At 51.9% G+C, this 19,558-nt stretch carries 22 protein-coding genes; 8 read left to right on the forward strand and 14 right to left on the reverse strand.

The window, feature by feature from the left end; genetic code table 11:
- Positions 1–39: 39 nt before the first annotated feature.
- On the reverse strand, positions 40–1,017 hold the full coding sequence (locus tag AC5JMP_RS10075; RefSeq protein WP_495851314.1) for an ABC transporter ATP-binding protein: 978 nt from the start codon (positions 1,015–1,017) through the stop codon (positions 40–42).
- Between the two features lie 111 nt (positions 1,018–1,128).
- Between AC5JMP_RS10075 and AC5JMP_RS10080 the strand changes: the two genes are divergently transcribed.
- Positions 1,129–1,320, forward strand: coding sequence for a hypothetical protein (locus AC5JMP_RS10080; protein WP_495851315.1), 192 nt, complete (start codon positions 1,129–1,131; stop codon positions 1,318–1,320).
- Here AC5JMP_RS10080 and AC5JMP_RS10085 read toward each other — a convergent pair.
- From AC5JMP_RS10085 to AC5JMP_RS10100, 4 genes are all read right to left on the reverse strand, one after another.
- Positions 1,301–2,572: a PrsW family intramembrane metalloprotease gene (locus AC5JMP_RS10085; RefSeq protein ID WP_495851316.1), complete on the reverse strand. Its 1,272-nt coding sequence runs from the start codon at positions 2,570–2,572 to the stop codon at positions 1,301–1,303. The two genes, AC5JMP_RS10080 and AC5JMP_RS10085, sit on opposite strands and share 20 nt — an antisense overlap.
- A gap of 284 nt (positions 2,573–2,856) precedes the next feature.
- Positions 2,857–4,899, reverse strand: a complete 2,043-nt coding sequence (gene bchD / locus AC5JMP_RS10090) for a magnesium chelatase ATPase subunit D (protein ID WP_495851317.1) — start codon at positions 4,897–4,899, stop codon at positions 2,857–2,859.
- A gap of 135 nt (positions 4,900–5,034) precedes the next feature.
- Positions 5,035–5,970 carry an alpha/beta hydrolase gene (locus tag AC5JMP_RS10095; RefSeq protein WP_495851318.1) on the reverse strand — a complete coding sequence of 312 codons (936 nt, stop codon included), beginning with the start codon at positions 5,968–5,970 and terminating at the stop codon, positions 5,035–5,037.
- Positions 5,971–6,121: 151 nt separating this feature from the next.
- Positions 6,122–6,436 carry a hypothetical protein gene (locus tag AC5JMP_RS10100; protein ID WP_495851319.1) on the reverse strand — a complete coding sequence of 105 codons (315 nt, stop codon included), beginning with the start codon at positions 6,434–6,436 and terminating at the stop codon, positions 6,122–6,124.
- A gap of 182 nt (positions 6,437–6,618) precedes the next feature.
- Here AC5JMP_RS10100 and AC5JMP_RS10105 point away from each other — a divergent pair, with 182 nt between their 5' ends.
- Together AC5JMP_RS10105 and AC5JMP_RS10110 are read left to right on the forward strand one after the other, a co-directional pair.
- Positions 6,619–6,849: a type II toxin-antitoxin system HicB family antitoxin gene (locus AC5JMP_RS10105; RefSeq protein WP_495851320.1), complete on the forward strand. Its 231-nt coding sequence runs from the start codon at positions 6,619–6,621 to the stop codon at positions 6,847–6,849.
- Positions 6,846–7,067: a type II toxin-antitoxin system HicA family toxin gene (locus AC5JMP_RS10110; protein WP_495851321.1), complete on the forward strand. Its 222-nt coding sequence runs from the start codon at positions 6,846–6,848 to the stop codon at positions 7,065–7,067. The genes AC5JMP_RS10105 and AC5JMP_RS10110 overlap by 4 nt, the downstream gene beginning before the upstream one ends.
- Before the next feature lie 24 nt (positions 7,068–7,091).
- Here AC5JMP_RS10110 and AC5JMP_RS10115 read toward each other — a convergent pair whose 3' ends face one another.
- Positions 7,092–7,373 carry a hypothetical protein gene (locus AC5JMP_RS10115; RefSeq protein ID WP_495851322.1) on the reverse strand — a complete coding sequence of 94 codons (282 nt, stop codon included), beginning with the start codon at positions 7,371–7,373 and terminating at the stop codon, positions 7,092–7,094.
- A 154-nt stretch (positions 7,374–7,527) separates the two neighbouring features.
- Here AC5JMP_RS10115 and AC5JMP_RS10120 point away from each other — a divergent pair, with 154 nt between their 5' ends.
- Positions 7,528–7,956: a DUF29 family protein gene (locus AC5JMP_RS10120; RefSeq protein ID WP_495851323.1), complete on the forward strand. Its 429-nt coding sequence runs from the start codon at positions 7,528–7,530 to the stop codon at positions 7,954–7,956.
- Between the two features lie 24 nt (positions 7,957–7,980).
- Here the strand turns inward: AC5JMP_RS10120 and AC5JMP_RS10125 are convergent, their stop codons facing one another.
- Positions 7,981–8,898 carry an isoaspartyl peptidase/L-asparaginase gene (locus tag AC5JMP_RS10125; RefSeq protein ID WP_495851324.1) on the reverse strand — a complete coding sequence of 306 codons (918 nt, stop codon included), beginning with the start codon at positions 8,896–8,898 and terminating at the stop codon, positions 7,981–7,983.
- Positions 8,899–8,968: 70 nt separating this feature from the next.
- The gene (locus tag AC5JMP_RS10130) at positions 8,969–9,166 is read right to left on the reverse strand and encodes a DUF2256 domain-containing protein (protein WP_495851325.1); all 198 of its coding nucleotides are present in this window, start codon (positions 9,164–9,166) and stop codon (positions 8,969–8,971) included.
- Between the two features lie 144 nt (positions 9,167–9,310).
- On the opposite strand from AC5JMP_RS10130, the gene AC5JMP_RS10135 reads away from it, so the two are divergent.
- Positions 9,311–10,102 carry an RNA methyltransferase gene (locus tag AC5JMP_RS10135; RefSeq protein ID WP_495851326.1) on the forward strand — a complete coding sequence of 264 codons (792 nt, stop codon included), beginning with the start codon at positions 9,311–9,313 and terminating at the stop codon, positions 10,100–10,102.
- Positions 10,103–10,244: 142 nt separating this feature from the next.
- Here the strand turns inward: AC5JMP_RS10135 and rbp are convergent, their stop codons facing one another.
- Together rbp and glgX are read right to left on the reverse strand one after the other, a co-directional pair.
- Positions 10,245–10,580: an RNA-binding regulator gene (gene rbp, locus AC5JMP_RS10140; RefSeq protein WP_495851327.1), complete on the reverse strand. Its 336-nt coding sequence runs from the start codon at positions 10,578–10,580 to the stop codon at positions 10,245–10,247.
- 261 nt (positions 10,581–10,841) lie between these two features.
- Positions 10,842–12,953 carry a glycogen debranching protein GlgX gene (gene glgX / locus AC5JMP_RS10145; protein WP_495851328.1) on the reverse strand — a complete coding sequence of 704 codons (2,112 nt, stop codon included), beginning with the start codon at positions 12,951–12,953 and terminating at the stop codon, positions 10,842–10,844.
- Positions 12,954–13,391: 438 nt separating this feature from the next.
- Between glgX and cysC the strand changes: the two genes are divergently transcribed.
- Positions 13,392–13,952 carry an adenylyl-sulfate kinase gene (cysC, locus tag AC5JMP_RS10150; protein WP_495851329.1) on the forward strand — a complete coding sequence of 187 codons (561 nt, stop codon included), beginning with the start codon at positions 13,392–13,394 and terminating at the stop codon, positions 13,950–13,952.
- Here the strand turns inward: cysC and AC5JMP_RS10155 are convergent.
- The 3 genes from AC5JMP_RS10155 to AC5JMP_RS10165 form a co-directional block, all read right to left on the reverse strand.
- Positions 13,949–14,896 (reverse strand): FTR1 family iron permease, encoded by a 948-nt coding sequence (locus tag AC5JMP_RS10155; protein WP_495851330.1) that lies wholly within the window; start codon positions 14,894–14,896, stop codon positions 13,949–13,951. The genes cysC and AC5JMP_RS10155 overlap by 4 nt on opposite strands.
- A gap of 224 nt (positions 14,897–15,120) precedes the next feature.
- Entirely contained in the window at positions 15,121–16,221 is a 1,101-nt protein-coding gene (gene hrcA, locus AC5JMP_RS10160) for a heat-inducible transcriptional repressor HrcA (protein ID WP_495851331.1), read from the reverse strand.
- A 57-nt stretch (positions 16,222–16,278) separates the two neighbouring features.
- Positions 16,279–16,626 (reverse strand): rhodanese-like domain-containing protein, encoded by a 348-nt coding sequence (locus AC5JMP_RS10165; protein ID WP_495851332.1) that lies wholly within the window; start codon positions 16,624–16,626, stop codon positions 16,279–16,281.
- Between the two features lie 347 nt (positions 16,627–16,973).
- On the opposite strand from AC5JMP_RS10165, the gene AC5JMP_RS10170 reads away from it, so the two are divergent.
- The gene (locus AC5JMP_RS10170) at positions 16,974–17,126 is read left to right on the forward strand and encodes a QAALIT motif small membrane protein (protein ID WP_495851333.1); all 153 of its coding nucleotides are present in this window, start codon (positions 16,974–16,976) and stop codon (positions 17,124–17,126) included.
- Positions 17,127–17,325: 199 nt separating this feature from the next.
- On the opposite strand, the gene AC5JMP_RS10175 is transcribed toward AC5JMP_RS10170, so the two are convergent.
- Positions 17,326–17,499 (reverse strand): hypothetical protein, encoded by a 174-nt coding sequence (locus AC5JMP_RS10175; protein WP_495851334.1) that lies wholly within the window; start codon positions 17,497–17,499, stop codon positions 17,326–17,328.
- Positions 17,500–17,550: 51 nt separating this feature from the next.
- On the opposite strand from AC5JMP_RS10175, the gene AC5JMP_RS10180 reads away from it, so the two are divergent.
- On the forward strand, positions 17,551–19,362 hold the full coding sequence (locus AC5JMP_RS10180) for an aspartate kinase (protein WP_495851335.1): 1,812 nt from the start codon (positions 17,551–17,553) through the stop codon (positions 19,360–19,362).
- Positions 19,363–19,558: the final 196 nt, after the last annotated feature.

Here is a 19,558-nt window from a genome sequence, read left to right on the forward strand (position 1 = left end):
TCGCCCGAATTATGGGTGGAGCTTAGCTAGTGATGTGCTTTAACCACTGGTATAAATGCCCCGCTGACGCAGCATTTGCACAAAAAATTCTTCTAGCGAGGGACGCGCCAAATTCATGCCGATTAAAGTTGCGCCCATCAAATTGAGCGTCGAGAGCAGGTCTTGCGGATCGCCCTTGAGATGCCCCTGCCAGAGGTTGTCTTGAAACTCCAGGTCAGGAATCCACTGCCGCAGCACTTCGGGGTTGCCCCCCTGAATTTTTACCTGATACAGATCGGCGGTTCCCAATAGCTCCTGCATGGAGCCAGAGCAGAGCAATTCGCCTCGCGCCAAGATAGCCACGCGATCGCAAATCTTTTCCACATCCGACAGCACATGGCTATTGAAGAAAATTGTTTTGCCTTGCGCCTTGAGCGACAGAATAATCTCTCGAATTTGGTAGCGTCCTAGCGGATCAAGTCCCGACATCGGCTCATCCAAAAACACGATTTCCGGGTCGTTGATTAGCGCCTGCGCCATGCCAATCCGCTGCACCATGCCTTTGGAGTATTGGCGGAGCTGCTTCTTACGTGCCGCTGACTGCGCCATCCCCACTAGCTCCAACAGCTCAGGAATGCGGCGGCGTTGAACCTCTGCCGGAATTTGGAACAGTCCGGCGGCATATTGCAAGACCTCCCAGCCCGTCAGGTAGTCATAAAAATAGGGGCTTTCGGGCAGATAGCCGACTCGCTGCTTGATGGCGCGATCGCCCAGCGGTTTACCCAGCAGCAGACCCCGCCCAGAAGTAGGGCGAATGATGCCCAGCAGGGTTTTCAGCAGCGTTGTTTTACCCGCTCCGTTAGGCCCTAATAAACCGAAGGTTTCGCCCTGAAATACCTGGAGAGAGAAGTTTTGCAGGGTGGTTATCTTTTGATTTAGCCAAAATCCGGTGCGATAGACCTTTTTTAGCTCAAACGTCTGCACCGCCATTGGGTTCTGCATCGTTTCCGCTAAAGTCAATTCACTACGGCTCAGCATAGAGGTTTCCTGTGTCAAGCTAATACGATTTGTGTCAGGCTAGAGTAAGAGTACCCAAGGCTCAACAGTCAATCATTACCAACGACCTCATTATCAACGGAAATGCCAGCTATGGATCGACAGAAATTTGTGGCGATTGTGACGGGAGCGATCGCCGTTCTCATCAGCATTGCCTACCTGCTGATTGTGCAGATCCTCGACTTTCGGGGCGAAATGCTGCCCGCGCCGATGGATTTGTCTAGCTTTTTCGTGAACGCGATCGCCCTATTATCTCCCAGCCTCTCTATTCCTGCCGTCGGTTAAGCTCTGCCTGCTGCATCTCATCGACCATTTGCCGACTGCGCCGCAGATAGGTGACAAACAGCAGGATGGTAAAAGCAATAATAAATAGACCCGCAACGCTGCCCGCAAAAGTATTGTAAAAACCATGTAAGACGACCGCGATCGCTAGACCAATGAGGACGATCGCCCCTTGGCGCGAAGGATTAACCGCCGCCAATCCCATAAAATAGCCCACCATCCCGGCAAGAATGGCGTGAAACAGCGGCAGAGAGACAAACCGAATCGTGTTTGCCGCCACAAATGAACCTAGCCCCAACTGCCCCTGACTGAAGCCAAAGGCATAGCGCAGCGAGTATGCGGCTCCTTCAGCAATGGCAAACCCTAGCCCCGACATGGCTCCATAAAACGCCGACGTGTGGGGATCGTTAAGCTTGCCCTGGCGCAGCAGCAGGTAAATGGGTAGAGCTTTGCAGGTTTCCTCTAGCACCCCAACCCCAAAAACAAAGCCAAACAGCCTTCCCCACATGCCGCCCTGATTGATGGCTTCATAGAGCGTGCTAAAGGGAGGCACTTTCTGAAACAGCAGCAGCAGCGGGATGCCGATAAAAGCTGTGAACAGGACAGACTGGATCGCGTCCCTCCAAGAAAATTGGGTGGGCTTGATCAGGTCATGCAGCACGACTGCCCAAATGCAGGCGTAGTAAATGCCGAGCAGCCAAGCCGTCTGCGCCACGCTGACCTGCTCAGCGACCAGGTTGACAATCAGCGGAAACAGCCCCAGAAACAGCAGCAGCCGTACGGCATAGTGGCGATATAGCTCAAGGCTCAGCAGATCGGGGTAAGGAAAAATTGACTTGAGATTGAACGATCGCAGAGTCGCCAAAAAGTCATGGGTTTCTGCATTCACCTTGACGATCGCGCTGGTGACTTTAACAATTGCTCCGCCCGGTTCTCCGACCTCTGCGCTGGTGGACTTGCTAGGGGACAGTGAAAAGTCTTGTGTCCAAGTCGGAATGCCCTCACCAATCTGCTGGCTATAGACTTTTACAAGGGTAATAGTGCTGATGTCCCAATCGCTGATCTCCTTCTGCAAAAACTGCATGAAAGCCTGTTGCTCTAACGGTCGTGCCGAAGACAGCAAAATTTTGAGGCAGTTCTCTCGAATCAGAATTTTGGCAGAAACTCCGCGAGGTTGCAGACTGCGGTTCAGCAGACGGGCGATCGTCTCTGGATCACCTAATTGAGCAAGTTTAAGCAAATTAGACTGAATCATGAACGACGCTGTCATTAAACACGCTGTCATTAAGCCTAGGGCGGTTCAGAATAGACCTCTTGCAAATTAGGTTTAGTGGGGACTGCGCCTCCACTAAACCTGATCCTAAAACTTTAATCTGCAAGAGGTCGAATAGGGGTCGTGTTGCAGTAGTGGTATCCAGGTAATGATTTTTGAGGACTACCCATGTTTCAAAAGGGCTAGTTAAAGCCTGAAGCATGACTAACACTAAATTCAGAATACTGGCAATTTACCCAGTCTGGCTCAGGGGAAAGCGATCGGCATTAGCGAAGTTCTCGCAATGCGCCTTTTGTCATATTGGCGATCGCTTGGTCGGTTGCCTTGGGTAGATGATAGTATTTGCCCCCTGCCTGTTTCGCCAGCTCTTTGGCAAATCCGGTCGAGACAAACTTATTTTCGGTGTCGATGACCAAAAGCTGGATGCCCAGGGCACGGATTTTTCCTGCAATGCTCAGCAGCTCGGCTTTAATGTCCGGCTTTTCGCCCTCCTCCATCGGCTCACCCAGCGATCGCGCTAGGGGAATGTTGCCCCGTCCGTCGGTAATTGCCACAATCACCACCTGTCCGATATCACCAGACTGCTGGGCATTGGTGCCGACGCGCACTGCCTGAGTTAGACCATGCGCCAGGGGAGAGCCACCGCCACAGGGCATTCGCTCTAGCCGCCGCTTTGCTGCCGTGATCGATCGCGTGGGGGGCAGCAGCACTTCGGCTTGCTCACCCCGGAAGGGAATCAGCGCCACCTGATCGCGGTTTTCGTAAGCTTCGGTTAATAATCTCAGCACTGCGCCTTTTGCCGAATTCATGCGGTTGAGCGCCATGGAGCCAGAGGCATCTACCACAAACACAATCAGCGATCCGGCTTTGCGGGCAAGGCGCTTGGCGCGAATATCTGACTGTTCGACAAACACTTTTTTGGAGGGCGCTGAATTTTCAGTCTGCCGCAAACGACGGGCTTTTTGGTAGGGAGCCGCCGTGCGCAGGGTGGCATCTACGGCGATGCGTCGAGCTTTGCCCTTGGGCAGCATGGGCTTAACGTAACGTCCGCGATCGTCGGAAAAAATGATGTTCCGCGCCCCAGATTTGCCCTGACGGGTTGCCATTTGTGCAAAGTACAGCACCGACGGGTCAAGAATTACCCCTTCTGGGTCAAAGACAAATTCTTCCGGGACGCTGGGCGGCTCCTGCTGCTTGTCGTCTTCCTCCTCCTGTTCTTCCTGATCTTCTTCCGAGTCGTCTTGCTCTTGCTCAGAATCTTGCGGGTCTTGTGGCGGCGGAGGCGGAGGCGGAGGCGGCTCTTGCTCAGGCTGCTGCTGCACGATCGTCGATCGCGGCACGATCACCAGCTCTACCGCCTTGCGCAGGTCTTCGGCACTCACCTCCGTGCGACCTTCCAGCGCCGCGTGAGCTTTGGCGACTCGTAGGGCATACAGTTCTGCCCGGTGTCCCTGCACGCCGCCCCGAATTGCCTCGTTCACCAGATAGGCAATTTGCTCCGTCTTAATTTGAACATCCTTCAGCCATTCCCGCGCCAGGATGATTTGTGTTCGCAGGCTGTCCAAATCTTCGGCGTACTGCTGAAGAAAAACTTGGGGAGACTCTGCGTAGGAAGTCGCCTGATTGACTGCCTCGACGCGATCGTCCAATCCCAAAACGGAATCTGCTGAAAGGGCGATCGCAATTCTATCCAGCAAGTGCTCGCGCAGGTCGCCTTCTTCGGGATTGTAGGTGGCGATCAGCAGCGGTCTACAGGGATGCTGAAAGCTGATGCCCTCTCGCTCAATCTGGTTACGCCCTTCCGTCAGCACCGACAGCAGCAGATTTGCCACCTGATCATCCAGCAGATTTACCTCGTCCACATACAGCACGCCCCGGTGCGCTTCGGCCAGAAGACCGGGCTGAAACACCGTCTCGCCCTGCTTAATCGACAGCGCCACGTCAACCGAACCCAGCAGCCGATCTTCGGTGACACCCAGAGGAATTTGAATGAAGGGGGTAGGAATCACGCGAGTCGGCAGAGCATCTTGCGAGAGAGAAGCATTCAGTTTTTCAAACGCCTCATCGTCCCACTCGTCAGGTCGGTCGGGATCGCAGTTGCAGAAAGAGCCTTCAATCACCTCGATCGGCGGCAGTAAGGCATGCAGCGCCCGTGCCATCACTGACTTAGCGGTGCCCCTCCGTCCGGCAATCACCACGCCGCCCAAACTGGGATCGATCGCCGCCAGCAATAGCGCCAGTTTGATGGCTTCCTGTCCGACAACGGCGGCAAGCGGAAAAGCAAGCGGGGCTTCAACAAGTGCAGACATGAATTTTGCTGATAAAGGAGTTCACGGAGTAAGCTATCCGATCTACCAGGATATCAAGCTTTCGAGACATCGTTCTGGGTCAACGATCGCCATGTCTTGGCTACACCACAGGCAGTTGTGCCGTAGCTCGTCATCTTAAATTGCTCTGAGAAACTGATCAATACTTCGCTGCCAGAGTTCTTTATCGATCGTGACCAGTAAGCTATGACCCGTGTTGGGGAAAATTACTAGCTGCTTAAAACTCGGCAAGTTCTGAAAGATTTGATCGATCTCTGCTAGATTAGTCCAGGGGTCAAGCTTGCCATGAAATAGCAGAGTTGGGCATCTGACTTGGCTTGCATACGCGACTGGATTGTGAGCAAAACCATCAAATCCATGTTGAACGCTCCCCCAAAACACAAGCATTTCAGCTATCGGAAATGTTGGCACTCTGATGGCTCTTAATCGACTTCTTACAGTATCTAGAAGACGTGCAAAGGGAAGCTCTAGAATTACAGCGTCAGGATTGACTTTTTCATGAGCAATTGCTTTCAAGATTGCGGCGCTCCCCATCGACACACCATAAAGAACGAAGGGGCGGTTGAAGTTTGAGCGTTGAGCATAACTCACTGCCAGAGCCACATCTTTAGATTCTCGTACGCCCAGCGTTGTTGTGTCACCACTAGAACCTCCTACCCCTCGAAAATCAACCAGTAAGGTATCGTAGCCCAAGCTATGAAAGACCTGGGCTGGCGCTAGAAGCTGTTTGGCTTTGCTACCACCGTTCCCTGGAAAGAGTAAAACTGTTCCCCTAGGGGTAGCATTTTGAGCTGGGATGAACCAGGTTTCTAACCACTCAGTCTGATTGATTGAAATCCGCTGCGTCGTATATTCGAGTCCAATGCTAGTAGGAAGTTTAGAGCTATTAGGTCTGGAAAGCCCGATCGCCCAATGGGTTGGAGAGCTAAAGTGTGTCAGAACATAAACACCAACGTAAGACAAAACATTGAGAACCAGAAAAGTAACTAGCGCAAATTCGTAAAGACGCTTTTTAATTTTCGTTCTCCGGCTGATGTTTTTTAATGACTGCATTGAGTTCATTCTCAAAACCTTATTCAGAAGTGTTGCTGCACTCTACTCAGACACCACTGGCTGATAAACAACCTTGCATTTCAGCGTAATAAAAAGTCCTGTGGAACAAGTAGATAAGCTAGACTTCACCATCTTGTACAGAGCGATCGCCTTATTCACCTTTCCCCGATTCAACTACAGGTTTGACGGTAGAGACAGGCTGAGTCTGAGAAATAAAGTCAGGCAACTGTACTGAAGGCTTAGACGCAACTGGATTGGGTACAACTGGCTCAGGCATGGCTTGAGCAAAGACTTGGGGCGGATTGGCGCTCCAAGGCGGCACTGACAGACTGCGAAGATTAGAAGCGATCGCCAGCGCCACCCCAGCCACAATCAGCATCGGCAGAGGTAACGTCATTCCTTGTATCCACTGGTATAGCTCAGAGGCAACAAAAAACAGCACAAGGCAAACCAGCAAAACTTGCATCGTCACTTTCTCAAAATCGCTTTTCTAAGGATAATTCACCTTAAGAATAATTGTACTAATTGGCGATCGGCAGACTGGGAGAGAAAATCCCGTGGGTACCCGACCATACCGTCGCAACCGCTCCGTACGCCTGTTTGAGAGTGTTACCATTTGAATGATATGTACTAGACAGGTACTGAGCAATGACCGTGGTAGAGCCACAGATTAATTCCAAACGTAAAGTGCTGCTATATCCCGGCGAAGACGGCTATTTTGTTGTAGAAGTGCCAAGTTTACCAGGTTGTATCAGTCAAGGCAGAACCCGTGATGAAGCTCTGGAAAATATAGAAGAGGCAATTACTCTCTACGTCGAAGTTCTGCAAAACCGGGGCGAGTCTGTTCCAGATGATCAGGTTGAGGTCGTACTGGTATGAGCAAATTGCCTGTTGTCTCAGGTGCGGAGTGTGTTAGAGCGCTTGAGCAAATAGGCTTTGTTGTGGATAGACAGCGTGGAAGCCACATCATTCTGGTTCGTGAAAAACCTAGAGCGACTGTCTCGGTACCGGATCATAAGGAGCTAGACCGAGGTACGTTGCGTGCGATTATTCGACAAGTGGGCTTGAGCGTAGACGAGTTCGTTGACTTGCTCTGACATCGCCGCTTTAAAGGGCTGCACCTAATAGATAAAATTGGGCAACTGCACTGAAAACTCAGTCATACCTAGTTTAAGCGTGACTGGCTCAGACACGTTAGGCAATACCGGACTGGGCAAGGTTGCACTGACTTGAAATAGCTGGACACTCCAAGACGGCACTGAGAGACTGCGAAGATTAGAAGCGATCGCCAGCGCCACACCAGCCACGATCAGCATCGGCAGAGGTAACGTCATTCCTTGTATCCACTGATATAGCTCAGAGGCAACAAAAAACAGCACAAGACAGACCAGCAAAACTTGCATCGTCACTTTCTCAAAATCGCTTTTCTAAGGATAATTCACCTTAAGAATAATTGTACTAATTGGCGATCGGCAGGTTCGCCCGCTAAAACACATTCACCCGCTAAAACAGGTTCACCCGCTAAAATTTGTGAAATGCGGATTATCTTTAAACCCAATGGAAGAACTCCTGGAACTGCGGCAGCTTCTCCTAGAAGGAAACGTGAGCAGCGCCCTGCTGCTGGTCGATGAGCTTGAAGAGATGAGCCTGAGCGATAAAATCAACAAAATTGATAGCTCTGGCGTGATTTTGCTGATTTATCTGATTAAGCAGCGTGCCGAGCAGCGATCGATGCGATCGTGGGAAATGTCCATTGAGAATGCTGTTCGTGAAATTCATAAAATAAACAGGCGGCGCAAATCTAAAGGCTACTTCTTAGATGCAACAGAGCTGCGCGAGATTCTAGAAGAAGGTTACGATGTCGCTCTCAAGAAGGCAGCGATAGAAGCCTTTGAAGGACGCTACGAAACTTCAGCACTGGGTGAAAGGGTCGATCGAGAAGCCATTCTCACAGCAGCCCTGAAACTCCTGATTCCTGACTCCTGACTCCTGACTCCTGACTCCTGACTCCTAAAAAACACCCGTCTCCACTCCAATCCCTGTCTCCAACGTATCGCTAACCTCCTCACCGTTGTGACACGCCGAAATCAGCACCTCACTGGTTTTACCCCAGGCAATCACTCCATCAACACCAATGCCGATCGCCCCAAAATCTCGCTTATTTCGGGCGGCTTCCTCAAACGATTTGGCAAAGGCATCTTGAATTGCCATTCCGTCTGTCACCCGCACGACCACTCGTGCCGCAAAACATTCGTCTAGGATGTCTTCCCCAATGCCTGTGCAGCTCACCGCCGCATCCAGTGCCGCATAGTTGCCCGCAGGCGTGGCAGAATCGCTGACCCGACCGACCCGCTCAAAGCCTTTGCCGCCTGTGGAAGTGCCCACCGCTAAGCGCCCCTGGCTATCTAGCGCCACAACGCCGATCGTGCCCCGTCCGGCTTCCGGATCAGCCATGACATCCGCCATAGCTCGGCTGAAGTTATGTTCGCGTTCTTCCATCCATTCTTTGATCCGAGACTTGATCAACGGATCGAAAGAAGGGATATTTAGCTCTCTCGCCAGTTCCGTGGCACCAAAATCTGAAAGGACGCGATCGTCTGAGGTTTGCAGATATTTGGCTAACTCGATCGGATTTTTGACCCGCGAGACGTTGATCACGCCGCTAAACCGCTGCGCCGTACCGCTCATCAGCGAGGCACTCATGCGAATCTGCCCATCCGATTGCAGCACCGAACCCGTGCCAGAATTGAAGCGAGGATTGTCCTCCAAGAGCTGACAGCCGCGCACCACGGCAGCTTCGGCTTCAGCCCCCAATATCAGCATTGGGTAGACCTCATCAATGACGGCATAAAGCGATCGCCGCACCTCTTCTAGATTTCCCTTGCCGTGCAGACCTGCTCCACCGTGAATAATTAACTTAGGCTGCATTGCTGTTACTCATTGATCGTTAAATTTCTGAACTTTCTAAGCTGCTGAACTTTCTGAGCTTCTGGGTTTTCTAAGCTTCTGGGCTATCTTGCGCCGCCGATCGATGCCGCCGACATCGCTCTGAGCAATATTTCACCTCGTTCCAGCAATCTTCCCACTTTTTTCGCCAGGTAAAAGGGCGCTGACACACCACACAGATTTTAGTGGGCAGATCGGCTTTAGAGCGAACTCGCCCTAAAGACTCCTGTTTATCGCGTGAACGTCCCATGGTGGTTAGAGGTAGGGGGGTTAGAAGTGAGGGTGTTTAGAAGTAAGGTGAAGAAAATCAGGGCTGAGAAGTGCAAGTATTAAGTATTATTTACGTTCTACAGCCTAACATTCCCATAGCGCAACCTTTTGCCCCTTCTCTGCCATGCCCGAAACCGCATTAGCCCATGTCAAAATTATTCTGGTGGAGCCAGCAGGCGCTCTTAATGTCGGCTCGGTAGCAAGAGTGATGAAAAACATGGGCTTAAGTCAGCTTGTGCTGGTTAATCCGCAGTGCGATCGCACCAGCCCCGAAGCCCGCCAGATGGCAGTCCACGCTGCCGATATTCTTGAAGCTGCTCAAGAAATCCCCACCCTGCCTGAAGCCTTGCAGGGTTGCCAAAAAGCGATCGCCACCACAGGACGCGATCGCACTGCCTTCACTATTACTCTGGAGTCGCCTAGAGCTGCTCTACCCTGGTTAATGGAATCTGCGACAGAACCTGCGCCCGATCGCCCCTCCTGGCAGTCTGCCCTGATCTTTGGACGCGAAGATCGAGGGCTAACTAAGGAGGAGTTGAACTATGCGCAGCGATTCATCCGCATTCCCTCAACAGAGGTCTATCCCTCTCTCAATCTGGCGCAGGCAGTCGCTATCTGCTGCTATGAGCTGCATATGGCGATCGCCAATTTCGCCCCATCTCCTTCCCTGCCCACCTCCCCATCTGACCTAGCCCCTCTAGAAGTCTTAGAAGGCTACTATCAACAGCTCGAAACCCTATTGCTCAAGATTGGCTATCTATATCCCCACACGTCATCTAGTCGCATGGAAAAGTTTCGGCGATTGTTTAACCGAGCCTATCCATCAGAGGCAGAGGTGGCAATGATGCGAGGAATCTTGAGACAAATGGAATGGGCATTGCAGGTGGCGCGATCACAGGAAACTCTAGATAGATAGCGCAAAAAAAGGATGCAAGCCTGCATCCTTTTCAAAACATTATGCTCTCCGGCTCAAAAAACATAGAGCAAATGAAACTGAACGCTTACACAGCGCAACAAATTGTGTTAAACCATTCAAGAATAATTAATCTAGTAGCGACTTAGTAGCGACCGCGACCACCGCCACCACCGTAGCTGTTGCCGCCACCGCCGCTCCAGCCGCCGCCACCGCCGCCCGAAGACCGAGGACGCTCTTCACGGGGCTTAGCCTTGTTGACGCGCAGGTCGCGACCCATCCACTCAGCGCCATCTAGCGCCTCGATAGCAGCCGTTTCTTCAGCATCAGACGACATTTCGACAAAGCCAAAGCCGCGCATCCGACCTGTTTCCCGATCGACAGGTAGCTGAACACGCTTAACCGTACCGTATTCAGCAAAGATAGCTGTAATATCTTCTTCGGCAACTTGATAGGACAGGTTGCCCACGTAAATTGACATGGATGATCCTCCGGATCATGGAATGGATGGGTCGAGATTCGGAGAAACGCCCAGTCAATGCTAAAAAACCGCAGAGACAACACTGAATCAGCCGAAGTAAAACTCGCTTATTACTTTAGCATTCCCCAGCGTAATGCAACAAGTCTCTCCTAGTGGGGGGCATAAGGATTCTTTGCAGATTTTGGCGACCCGATTAGATGATCAATTCATGACAATGTTCGACCCGTATAAATGACTAAATTTACTACTGATCTACTGGAGCTACCGACCCACTAAAATTACCATAGCGCGATCGCCCACTAGAATACTCGATTGATGGTGTAAGACTGGCTCGTGACCAGGTTCCCAGATATCTTCGGGCGGCTGTCTGCGAGTGTCAACGAATACATGCCAGTTTTGACCAATCGGCAGCTGCGGTAGCTCAAAATCATAGGACTGCCAGTGGGTATTCATAGCCACGTAAATAAAATCGTCATGCACAGTGCCGCCCTTGGCGTGTTTGCCGGACAGCATGAATGCCAGAGTGCTGCAATAATCTGACCAGTCGGCGTTCCAGGCTTGGGTGCCATGCCAGCTAATATCGGCATAGCCGCTACCCATATAGTCCTGGTTGCGGAAGTATTCTCGGTTGCGCAGAATGGGGTGGGCATTGCGGAAGGCGATGCAAAGTTGGACGAAGCGAAAGAAATCGGCATGGGTATCCAGCAGCGTCCAGTCAAGCCAGTTGACTTCTGAGTCATGGCAGTAGGTATTGTTGTTTCCCCCTTGGCTCCGCGCCATTTCATCCCCCATCAGCAGCATGGGAATCCCTTGACTCACCATGAGAATGCCGATCGCATTGCGCATTTGCCGCCAGCGCAGCGCCTGAATCTCTGGGTCATCTGTTTCGCCCTCTACGCCGCAGTTCCAGCTATCGTTGTCGTTTGCGCCATCCTGATTGTCTTCGCCGTTGTCTTCGTTGTGCTTCTCGTTGTAGGACACCAGATCCCTCAGCGTAAAGCCGTCATGCGCCGTAATGAAATTGACTGAGCTATCGACCGTGCGGTTGCCTTTGGCATAGAGATCGGGAGAGCCTTGCAGCCGCTGCGCCAAGTCCGTCACAAGACCCTCGCCCTTGAGAAATTTTCGGATGGTGTCTCGGTATTTCCCGTTCCATTCGCCCCAGCGATCGTAGTCTGGGAACGATCCCACTTGATACAGACCGCCCGCATCCCAGGCTTCGGCAATTAGCTTGCACTTTGCCAAGATGGGATCAAACGCCAGAGTTTCAATCAAGGGCGGGTTTGCCATAGGGACACCCTTGGGATCGCGTCCCAAGATCGAGGCTAGATCAAACCGGAAGCCGTCAATATGATATTCCGCTGCCCAGTAGCGCAGACAGTCCAGCACGAATACCCGCACCACCGGATGATTGCAGTTGAGCGTGTTGCCACAACCGCTGAAGTTGTAGTAGTAGCCCTCTGGCGTGAGCATATAGTAGGTCTTGTTGTCTAACCCCCGGAAAGAAATGGTGGGGCCAAACTCATTGCCTTCCGCCGTATGGTTGAACACCACGTCAAGAATCACTTCAATGCCATTTTTATGCAGCTCTTTGACCAGCGTTTTAAGCTCGTTTTGCTGACTCCCCTGTTTGCCCGAAGCCGCATAGCCCGCTTTAGGAGCATAAAACCCAATCGTATTGTATCCCCAGTAATTAAACAGGCGATCGCCTGTCAACGGGTTGTTTCGAGGATTGTCCATCTCGTCAAATTCAAAGATGGGCATTAGCTCAACGCAGTTCACGCCCAGAGACTTGAGGTAGGGAATTTTTTCCTGTAGTCCTGCAAAGGTGCCCTGGTGTTCTGGCTTGACGCCCGATGAAGGGTGACGGGTAAAGCCCCGCACATGCATTTCGTAAATGATCAGATCTTCTTCGGGGATCTCTAGGGGGCGATCGCCATCCCAAACGAAGTCGCTGTCTCGAATCTGTGCCCGGTAGGGATAGATTTCGCTGTCGGGTAAGGGGGTGCCCCAGACCTTGCGTCCACCGATGCTTTTGGCGTAGGGATCGAGCAAGATTTTGCTGGGATCAAAGCGGTGCCCTTCTACAATGCTGCGAGGTCCATCGACTCGGTAGCCGTACTCCAAATCTTCAGGGTCGAGATCCTGGACAATCATGCTGACCACATTGCCCAAGCGAAACTCTTGCAGGAAGGGGATTTCAGCAAAAGGCTCCAACGCCCCTCTTTTGAACAGCACCAGGTTTGCTGTGGTGGCGTGGTTGGAAAAGATTGAAAAGTTGACGCCCCCCAAGACAATCGTGGCACCAAATGGAAAGGGCATACCGCGACGGAGCTGAAATCCGCTGTAAATATGGGGGTTTTGGGGACTCATGGGGACGGGCTGAGCGTAGAGTTGTTCCACTGTTGAGGGGGTTCGAGAGGGTTGAAGGTCGGTGGCTGATGCCTAGCGACCTGATTGAATTAAACCCGATTAGATAAAGTGGTGTGGCAGCCTGCCTGTAGAGGACAACTTGAAAAAATTAATTGAAATTAAATAAAAATCTTAACAGTCCTTCTGAGAGTCTCTCATGAAATGATGCCAGGGACATCTCCAGCCTAAATTTGGCAGCAGTCATCATTATGTTTCATGCCGGGGAGTTCGCGCCCTGCGGGCGCGAACTCCCCCAACAAAGCCCGAAGAAGCCCGCCTGCGGCGGGCTTCTTCGGGCTTTGTTTCAAAATGGGAATTGCTGTAAATTTGGGCAGGGTCGGATTCTGGATTTTGTGTGGCGATCGTAGGCTATGATCTTTTAACTAAATTCTGAAGGGCATGACTCAAGAACAACGTGGGGTAACGGTCTGGTTTACAGGTCTAAGCGGCGCGGGTAAGACGACCATCCGGATGGAGGTCGAGCAGCAGCTTCGGGCACAAGGGCACAGAGTAGAGGTTTTGGATGGTGATATTGTGCGCCAGAACCTCACCAAAGGCTTGGGCTTTAGTAAGGAAGACCGAGATGAAAATATTCGCCGGATTGGGTTTGTGGCTCATCTGCTGAGCCGCAATGGGGTAATTGTGCTGGTTTCTGCCATTTCTCCCTATCGGCAAATCCGGGACGAAGTGCGCGAGAAGATTGGCGACTTTATTGAGGTCTACGTCAACGCGCCGCTGGCAGTCTGCGAACAGCGAGACGTAAAGGGGCTGTACAAAAAAGCTCGTGCTGGGGAAATCAAGCAGTTTACGGGCATCGACGACCCCTACGAACCACCGCTCAATGCAGAAGTAGAATGCAGAACCGATGAGGAGAGCCTCTCTGAGAGCGCTTTAAGGGTGATGAAAGCGCTCCATAACTTGGGGTATGTGGCTCAAGATAAGGCGATCCTGAATCTCTAATTCTTAACAGGCGATCGCCCAGCATCCGATGCTGCTGAAGCGGAGGCAGGTGAAAACTTGCCGCCTAGACTTTGGAAATAAATGCTGCCCACGGTCAGCAAAAAAGTGAGGTAGGCGATCGCCTGCACCCAGTAGAGCCGCTGGGTGTAGCCAAAGAACGACTTCAGCAGAATGCCGGGAAACTGGCGATCGGGCAAAACCTGGCTCAGATCCCAGACCTGCCCACCTAGGATGCAGGAGGCGCGTGTTTGAGGGCAAAGGGTGGCAAACTGTGGATCAACCTGTGCTAAAGCCGCCACCGCGCCGTTGAAGTGCCGCAGAGCGCCTACTACCAGCCCGGAGACAATCAGCAGTAGCAGAACTCCCATAAATTGAAAGAACTGCCGTAGGTTAATCTTTACGCCCAGGCGAAACAGCAAAAAGCCGATGCCCGTTGCGCCCAAGAGTCCGGCGATCGCTCCTGCCAAGGGCAGCCAGCCTTCCTGAAACTGAGCAGAGATGAACACAACGGTTTCAAAGCCTTCTCGCAGTACGGCAATTAGGATTAACCCAAAGATGCCCCAACCTGCGTCAGTTTTTTGGAGCGCCACAGACACCGCGCCCTCCAGTTCCCCCTTAAGCGATCGCGCTTGCTGCGTCATCCACACCAGCATCCAGGTGAGCAGGACGATCGCTCCTACGCCGAAGATGCCCTCCAGAAGCGGCTTGAGGACGGGTGCGTAAGGTTGATTAGACTGTTTGAGTGTCAGCAAGGCTCCGTTGAATACAATGCCAATCAGCACGCTTGCGGCGATGCCTGCGGCAATACCTGCATAGACCCAAGTATTCAGGCGGTCTTGCCCTGCCTTTTTGAGGTAAGCCAACACGATCCCTACGACTAAAGCCGCTTCTACGCCTTCTCGTAGGGTAATGACAAAGGTCGGTAAAGCTGGGGTAATATCCATCAGCGAAGGTTCTAGATTGAGTTCTCACCTTTAAGGTAACGCGCAAGGCAGCACGTTTCTCTCAAAAAATAACTCCTTGGATCTAAGCGCGTAGCGCTATATAGCCGCCACCAGTTTGCTTAGGGCATTTGGGGTGGAGCGCTACGCGCTCCACCCCAAATGCCCCCGTCCCAACCGCCAGGGCGGTTGTCGTGTTTTTGATTTTTACCTGTGCATATTTTTGCCTAGGCAGGCTGACTCAGTGCCCCTGATAAATAGTCAGCTGCGGCTTCCACCAGAGCGATCGCATTCTCGTACATCATGCGGGTAGGTCCCAGCATGCCCACGCTACCCACAGGCACCGTACCGCGCTGATAGGTCGCAGACACCAAGGCACAAGTTCGCATCGGCTCTAGAGGATTTTCGGCTCCGATGCGAATGGTGACGCGCTTGCCCAGTGCGCCAGGTTCAGTGGGTTCACACAGCATGGGTTCACAGATCAGCGACCAGAGCTGATCCTGCTCTGATTCCAAAAGCTGCATGATCGTCTGCACCTGCTGAAGCTCTGAGAACTCTGGCTGACGACGAAGGACTTCTGCCACGCCGCTAATCAAAATTTGCGTCGAGAGAGCCATGCCGCTACGGCGCTTTAGCTCTGTCAAAGAAGTATGGATTAGATCCACATAGCGATCGAACTCGCGCCCCAAATCGCTCCAGTTGAGGGTAGACAAATCGTTAATCGATCGCCCGCGAAGCTGGCTGTTGAGAAAATTGGAGAGAATTTGCAGCTCTCGATCGAGTTGTTCTGGATCGGGGTAGCTCTCCTCTTGCATCTGAGGCAGGCTCACCATAATCGACTGTGTAGCGTAAGAGTCCAGCACCACCACCAGCATTACCCGACGCGGATCAATCTGCACCAGCTGCAAGTGTCGCAGGTGAGCTGCGCTAGTTTGCGGCATGGTGACTAAGGCAATGTAGCCGCTGAGGGTAGACAAGATTTGGGCGGCTTCGCGAAGCAGCACCTCTAAGCCGTTTTCTTCCCAGTTCAGCTGTTCCGAGAGCAAATGGTCTGCCTGACGAGCGATCGCGTCTGAAGGAGTCACCAGGCGATCGACATAGATGCGATAGCCTGAATCAGAAGGTACCCGCCCAGCAGAGGTGTGGGGTTGGTAGAGCAAACCCGCTTTTTCCAAATAGCCCATGGCATTCCGAATCGTTGCTGGACTCACTCTAGGGTTAAAGTCTTCTACAAGTGCTTCAGAACCCACAGGTCGAGCTGTGGCGATATATTGGCGCACCGTTGCTCCAAGCACTAGCTGTTGGCGAGGACTAAGCTTCACTTGCATGGACGGTTCAGGGAAGGGGACAGGGAGATCAAAGTTGGACAGACCTGAGATGGGGGGTCAATAGCGCGGAACGGTCGAATCAACGATCGCCGCATAAGCTTCAATACCGCCTGATATATTTCTGACACGGGTGAAGCCCTGCTGGTGTAACCAACTGCACATTTGTGCCGATCGCATTCCGTGATGGCACAAGACCAAGGTTTCGACATCTGCTTCAAAGCGGCTGTGAATATTTTCTGCCCAGTCAGCAAATTGGCTGAGCGGCAAATTCACAAAGCCGTCGAGCTGGGCGATTTCCAACTCTTCTGGCTCTCGCACATCAATGAGCTGTAAGCTCGGCTCGGCAATCCGTCGAGCTAACTCCTCAACACTAATTTGGGGGTCTACAGAGGGAAGTTTAGGCATCGCTATTTCTGGCAGTTAGCTGTTTCTGGTAATTCTGTTTCTGGCAATTTTTAACAATTATGTCTGGCAATTATTATGAGAATTACCAGCTTTTTTCAGGTTAGACTTTTCAGATTTAAAGTATTTCTTCATATGTACCTCACGTTACCCGGATTATCCTCAAGATGGCAAGGAAAGCAAGGCGCGTTCAACTATACCTGCATAGATCCAACAATTTGTCAACTGCATTAGTATGCAAAAAACCTGCACTAAATGCTGTTTAAGTAAGCCCAATCGGGTGAAGTGCGGATGCAGTTTAAGCTCCCAGCATTGAAAGATGGTAGGAGTCAAAGCAGAGGCATTTGAAAATGTGGCAAAAACTTATTCAGGCGACTGCGATCACTTCTGCCCTCTATCTGGTTATGGGCATGAGTAAACCCCCAATGGGCGGCTCAACTGTCCAGTTTCAACTCTCGGAAAACCTTCAGCATTCTCTCAATACGTTCAACGCTAAACCCTAGCTTTGCGCAGCGCTATCCTTCGTAGAGGCTTAAAGCTTTAATCTCTTAAAACCCTAATCTAAAGACTCAGTGACGATCGCCCTGCCGCTACACCAACGATCATAGCTGTTTCCTGGGCAGTCTTTCAAAAAAGGGGTTCGTGATAAAAAACTAGAGACTCTGCCTTACCCGACGCTCCCGAAGGGTAGGGCAAAGCCTCCTACAGATTATGTTCATACTTAGCCCTATTGAACAAGTTAAGTATGGTTAAGCGCAAAGACGGCTCTTGAGCCAGATCTAGCTCAGCCGATTGAAAAGAATTCTGGAAAATGCGGCGATCGCTCAACCTCTCTGCTACCGTAAATAAATCATGGCTGAGAGCAGCGCCAAGCATGGCTAAGAGCGCAAAGACTCCAGGTTTTCAAAGGTTCAGGTTGGCGGCACTATGGCATTGATTGTCCAGAAATATGGCGGTACATCGGTTGGGTCGGTTGAGAGAATCCAGGCGGTTGCCCAGCGAGTGATTAAAGCGGTTAAAGCCGGACATTCTTTGGTAGTGGTGGTTTCGGCAATGGGAAAAACCACTGACGGACTCGTGAAGCTGGCACACGAGATTTCTCCTGTCCCCAACCGTCGCGAGATGGATATGCTGCTCTCGACCGGAGAACAGATCTCGATCGCTCTCCTCAGCATGGCGCTCCAGGAAATGGGACAACCCGCAATTTCCATGACAGGCGCACAGGTAGGCATTGTCACCGAAGCCGAACATACCCGTGCCCGTATTCTTAGCATTGAGACTGAGCGGATGCAGCGACATTTGCGCGAGGGGCGCGTGGTAGTGGTTGCCGGATTTCAGGGCGTTTCTAGCCATGACGATCTAGAGATTACGACCCTAGGACGGGGCGGATCTGACACCTCTGCTGTGGCATTAGCAGCGGCTCTGAAAGCCTATGCTTGCGAGATTTATACCGACGTTCCCGGCATCTTGACTACCGATCCGCGACTGGTGCCCGACGCTCAGCTCATGGCGGAAATCACCTCAGATGAGATGCTGGAACTGGCAAGTCTTGGGGCAAAAGTTCTGCATCCGCGAGCTGTGGAAATTGCCCGCAACTATGGCGTGATGCTGGTGGTGCGATCGAGCTGGTCAGACGATCCGGGAACAAGAGTGGTGTCTCCGCTGCCACAGCCGCGATCGCTTCAGGGGTTAGAAATTGCTCAACCTGTGGATGCGATTGAGTTTGATACCGATCAGGCAAAGGTGGCGATGCTACGCGTTCCCGATCGCCCTGGGATTGCAGCACGATTGTTTGGTGAAATTGCCCGTCAGAGTCTAGATGTCGATCTGATCATTCAGTCAATTCATGAGGGCAACACCAACGACATTGCCTTTACGGTCAGAAAAAACTCCCTCAATCGCGCCGAGGCGGTAGCCGCAGCGATCGCCCCTGCCCTGCGCAATGCTGACCCAGCGGTTGGAGAAGCCGAGGTTATGGTAGAGCGCCACATCGCCAAAGTCAGCATTGCCGGAGCCGGAATGATTGGACGACCAGGCGTAGCGGCACAAATGTTTTCTACTCTGGCGGCGGCGGGAATTAATATCCAAATGATCTCAACCTCAGAGGTAAAGATTAGCTGCGCGGTGGCGGCGGAAGACTGCGATCGCGCCATTGCTGCCCTCTGTGACGTGTTTCAAGTCAGCAGTTCTCCGGCGCGTGGACATCATCCTGAGGCGATCGCCTCAAATCTTTCCCCTGTCCGAGGAGCAGCGCTCGATCTCAAACAGGCTCAATTGGCGATACGTCATGTGCCCGATCGCCCTGGCATGGCAGCTCAGATTTTTACGCTTCTGGCAAACTGCAACATCAGTGTAGACATGATTATTCAGTCTCAGCGCTGCCGTCTAATTGATGGGATCGCTACGCGGGACATCGCCTTTACCGTGGCACAGCAGGATGCGGAAGAAGCGAGAGCGCTCTTGCAAAAAGCCGCAGACGAATGGGGTCATGGCGAAGTGACGGTCGATCCGGCGATCGCTAAGGTCAGCATTGTGGGCATAGGCATGGTGGGACGACCGGGCATTGCAGCGCGCATGTTTGAGGCGATCGCCCAACAGCAAATCAATATTCAGATGATTGCGACTTCTGAAATCAAAATTAGCTGCGTTGTGCCTGAATCAGACGGCGTACGGGCACTTCAAGTGATTCATACTGCGTTTGATCTATCGGGTAGCGAGGCGATCGTGATTCCTGCCTAAAGCGCGTTATTAATTGGCGGTAGTCCTAAAGATTTTTGAAAGCCCCGCTCCGCGAGGCTTTCAAAAATTAACTCGCCCTAACTCAATTACGTAATGCCATAGCTATTTGTCAAGTTTAAAACTTAGTGTCAATCGAAAAGATTGACCTAGAATACCCATCTGAAAAAGGCAATTGAAAATCTCTGTAAAAAGCACT

Source organism: Drouetiella sp., from assembly GCF_059504425.1.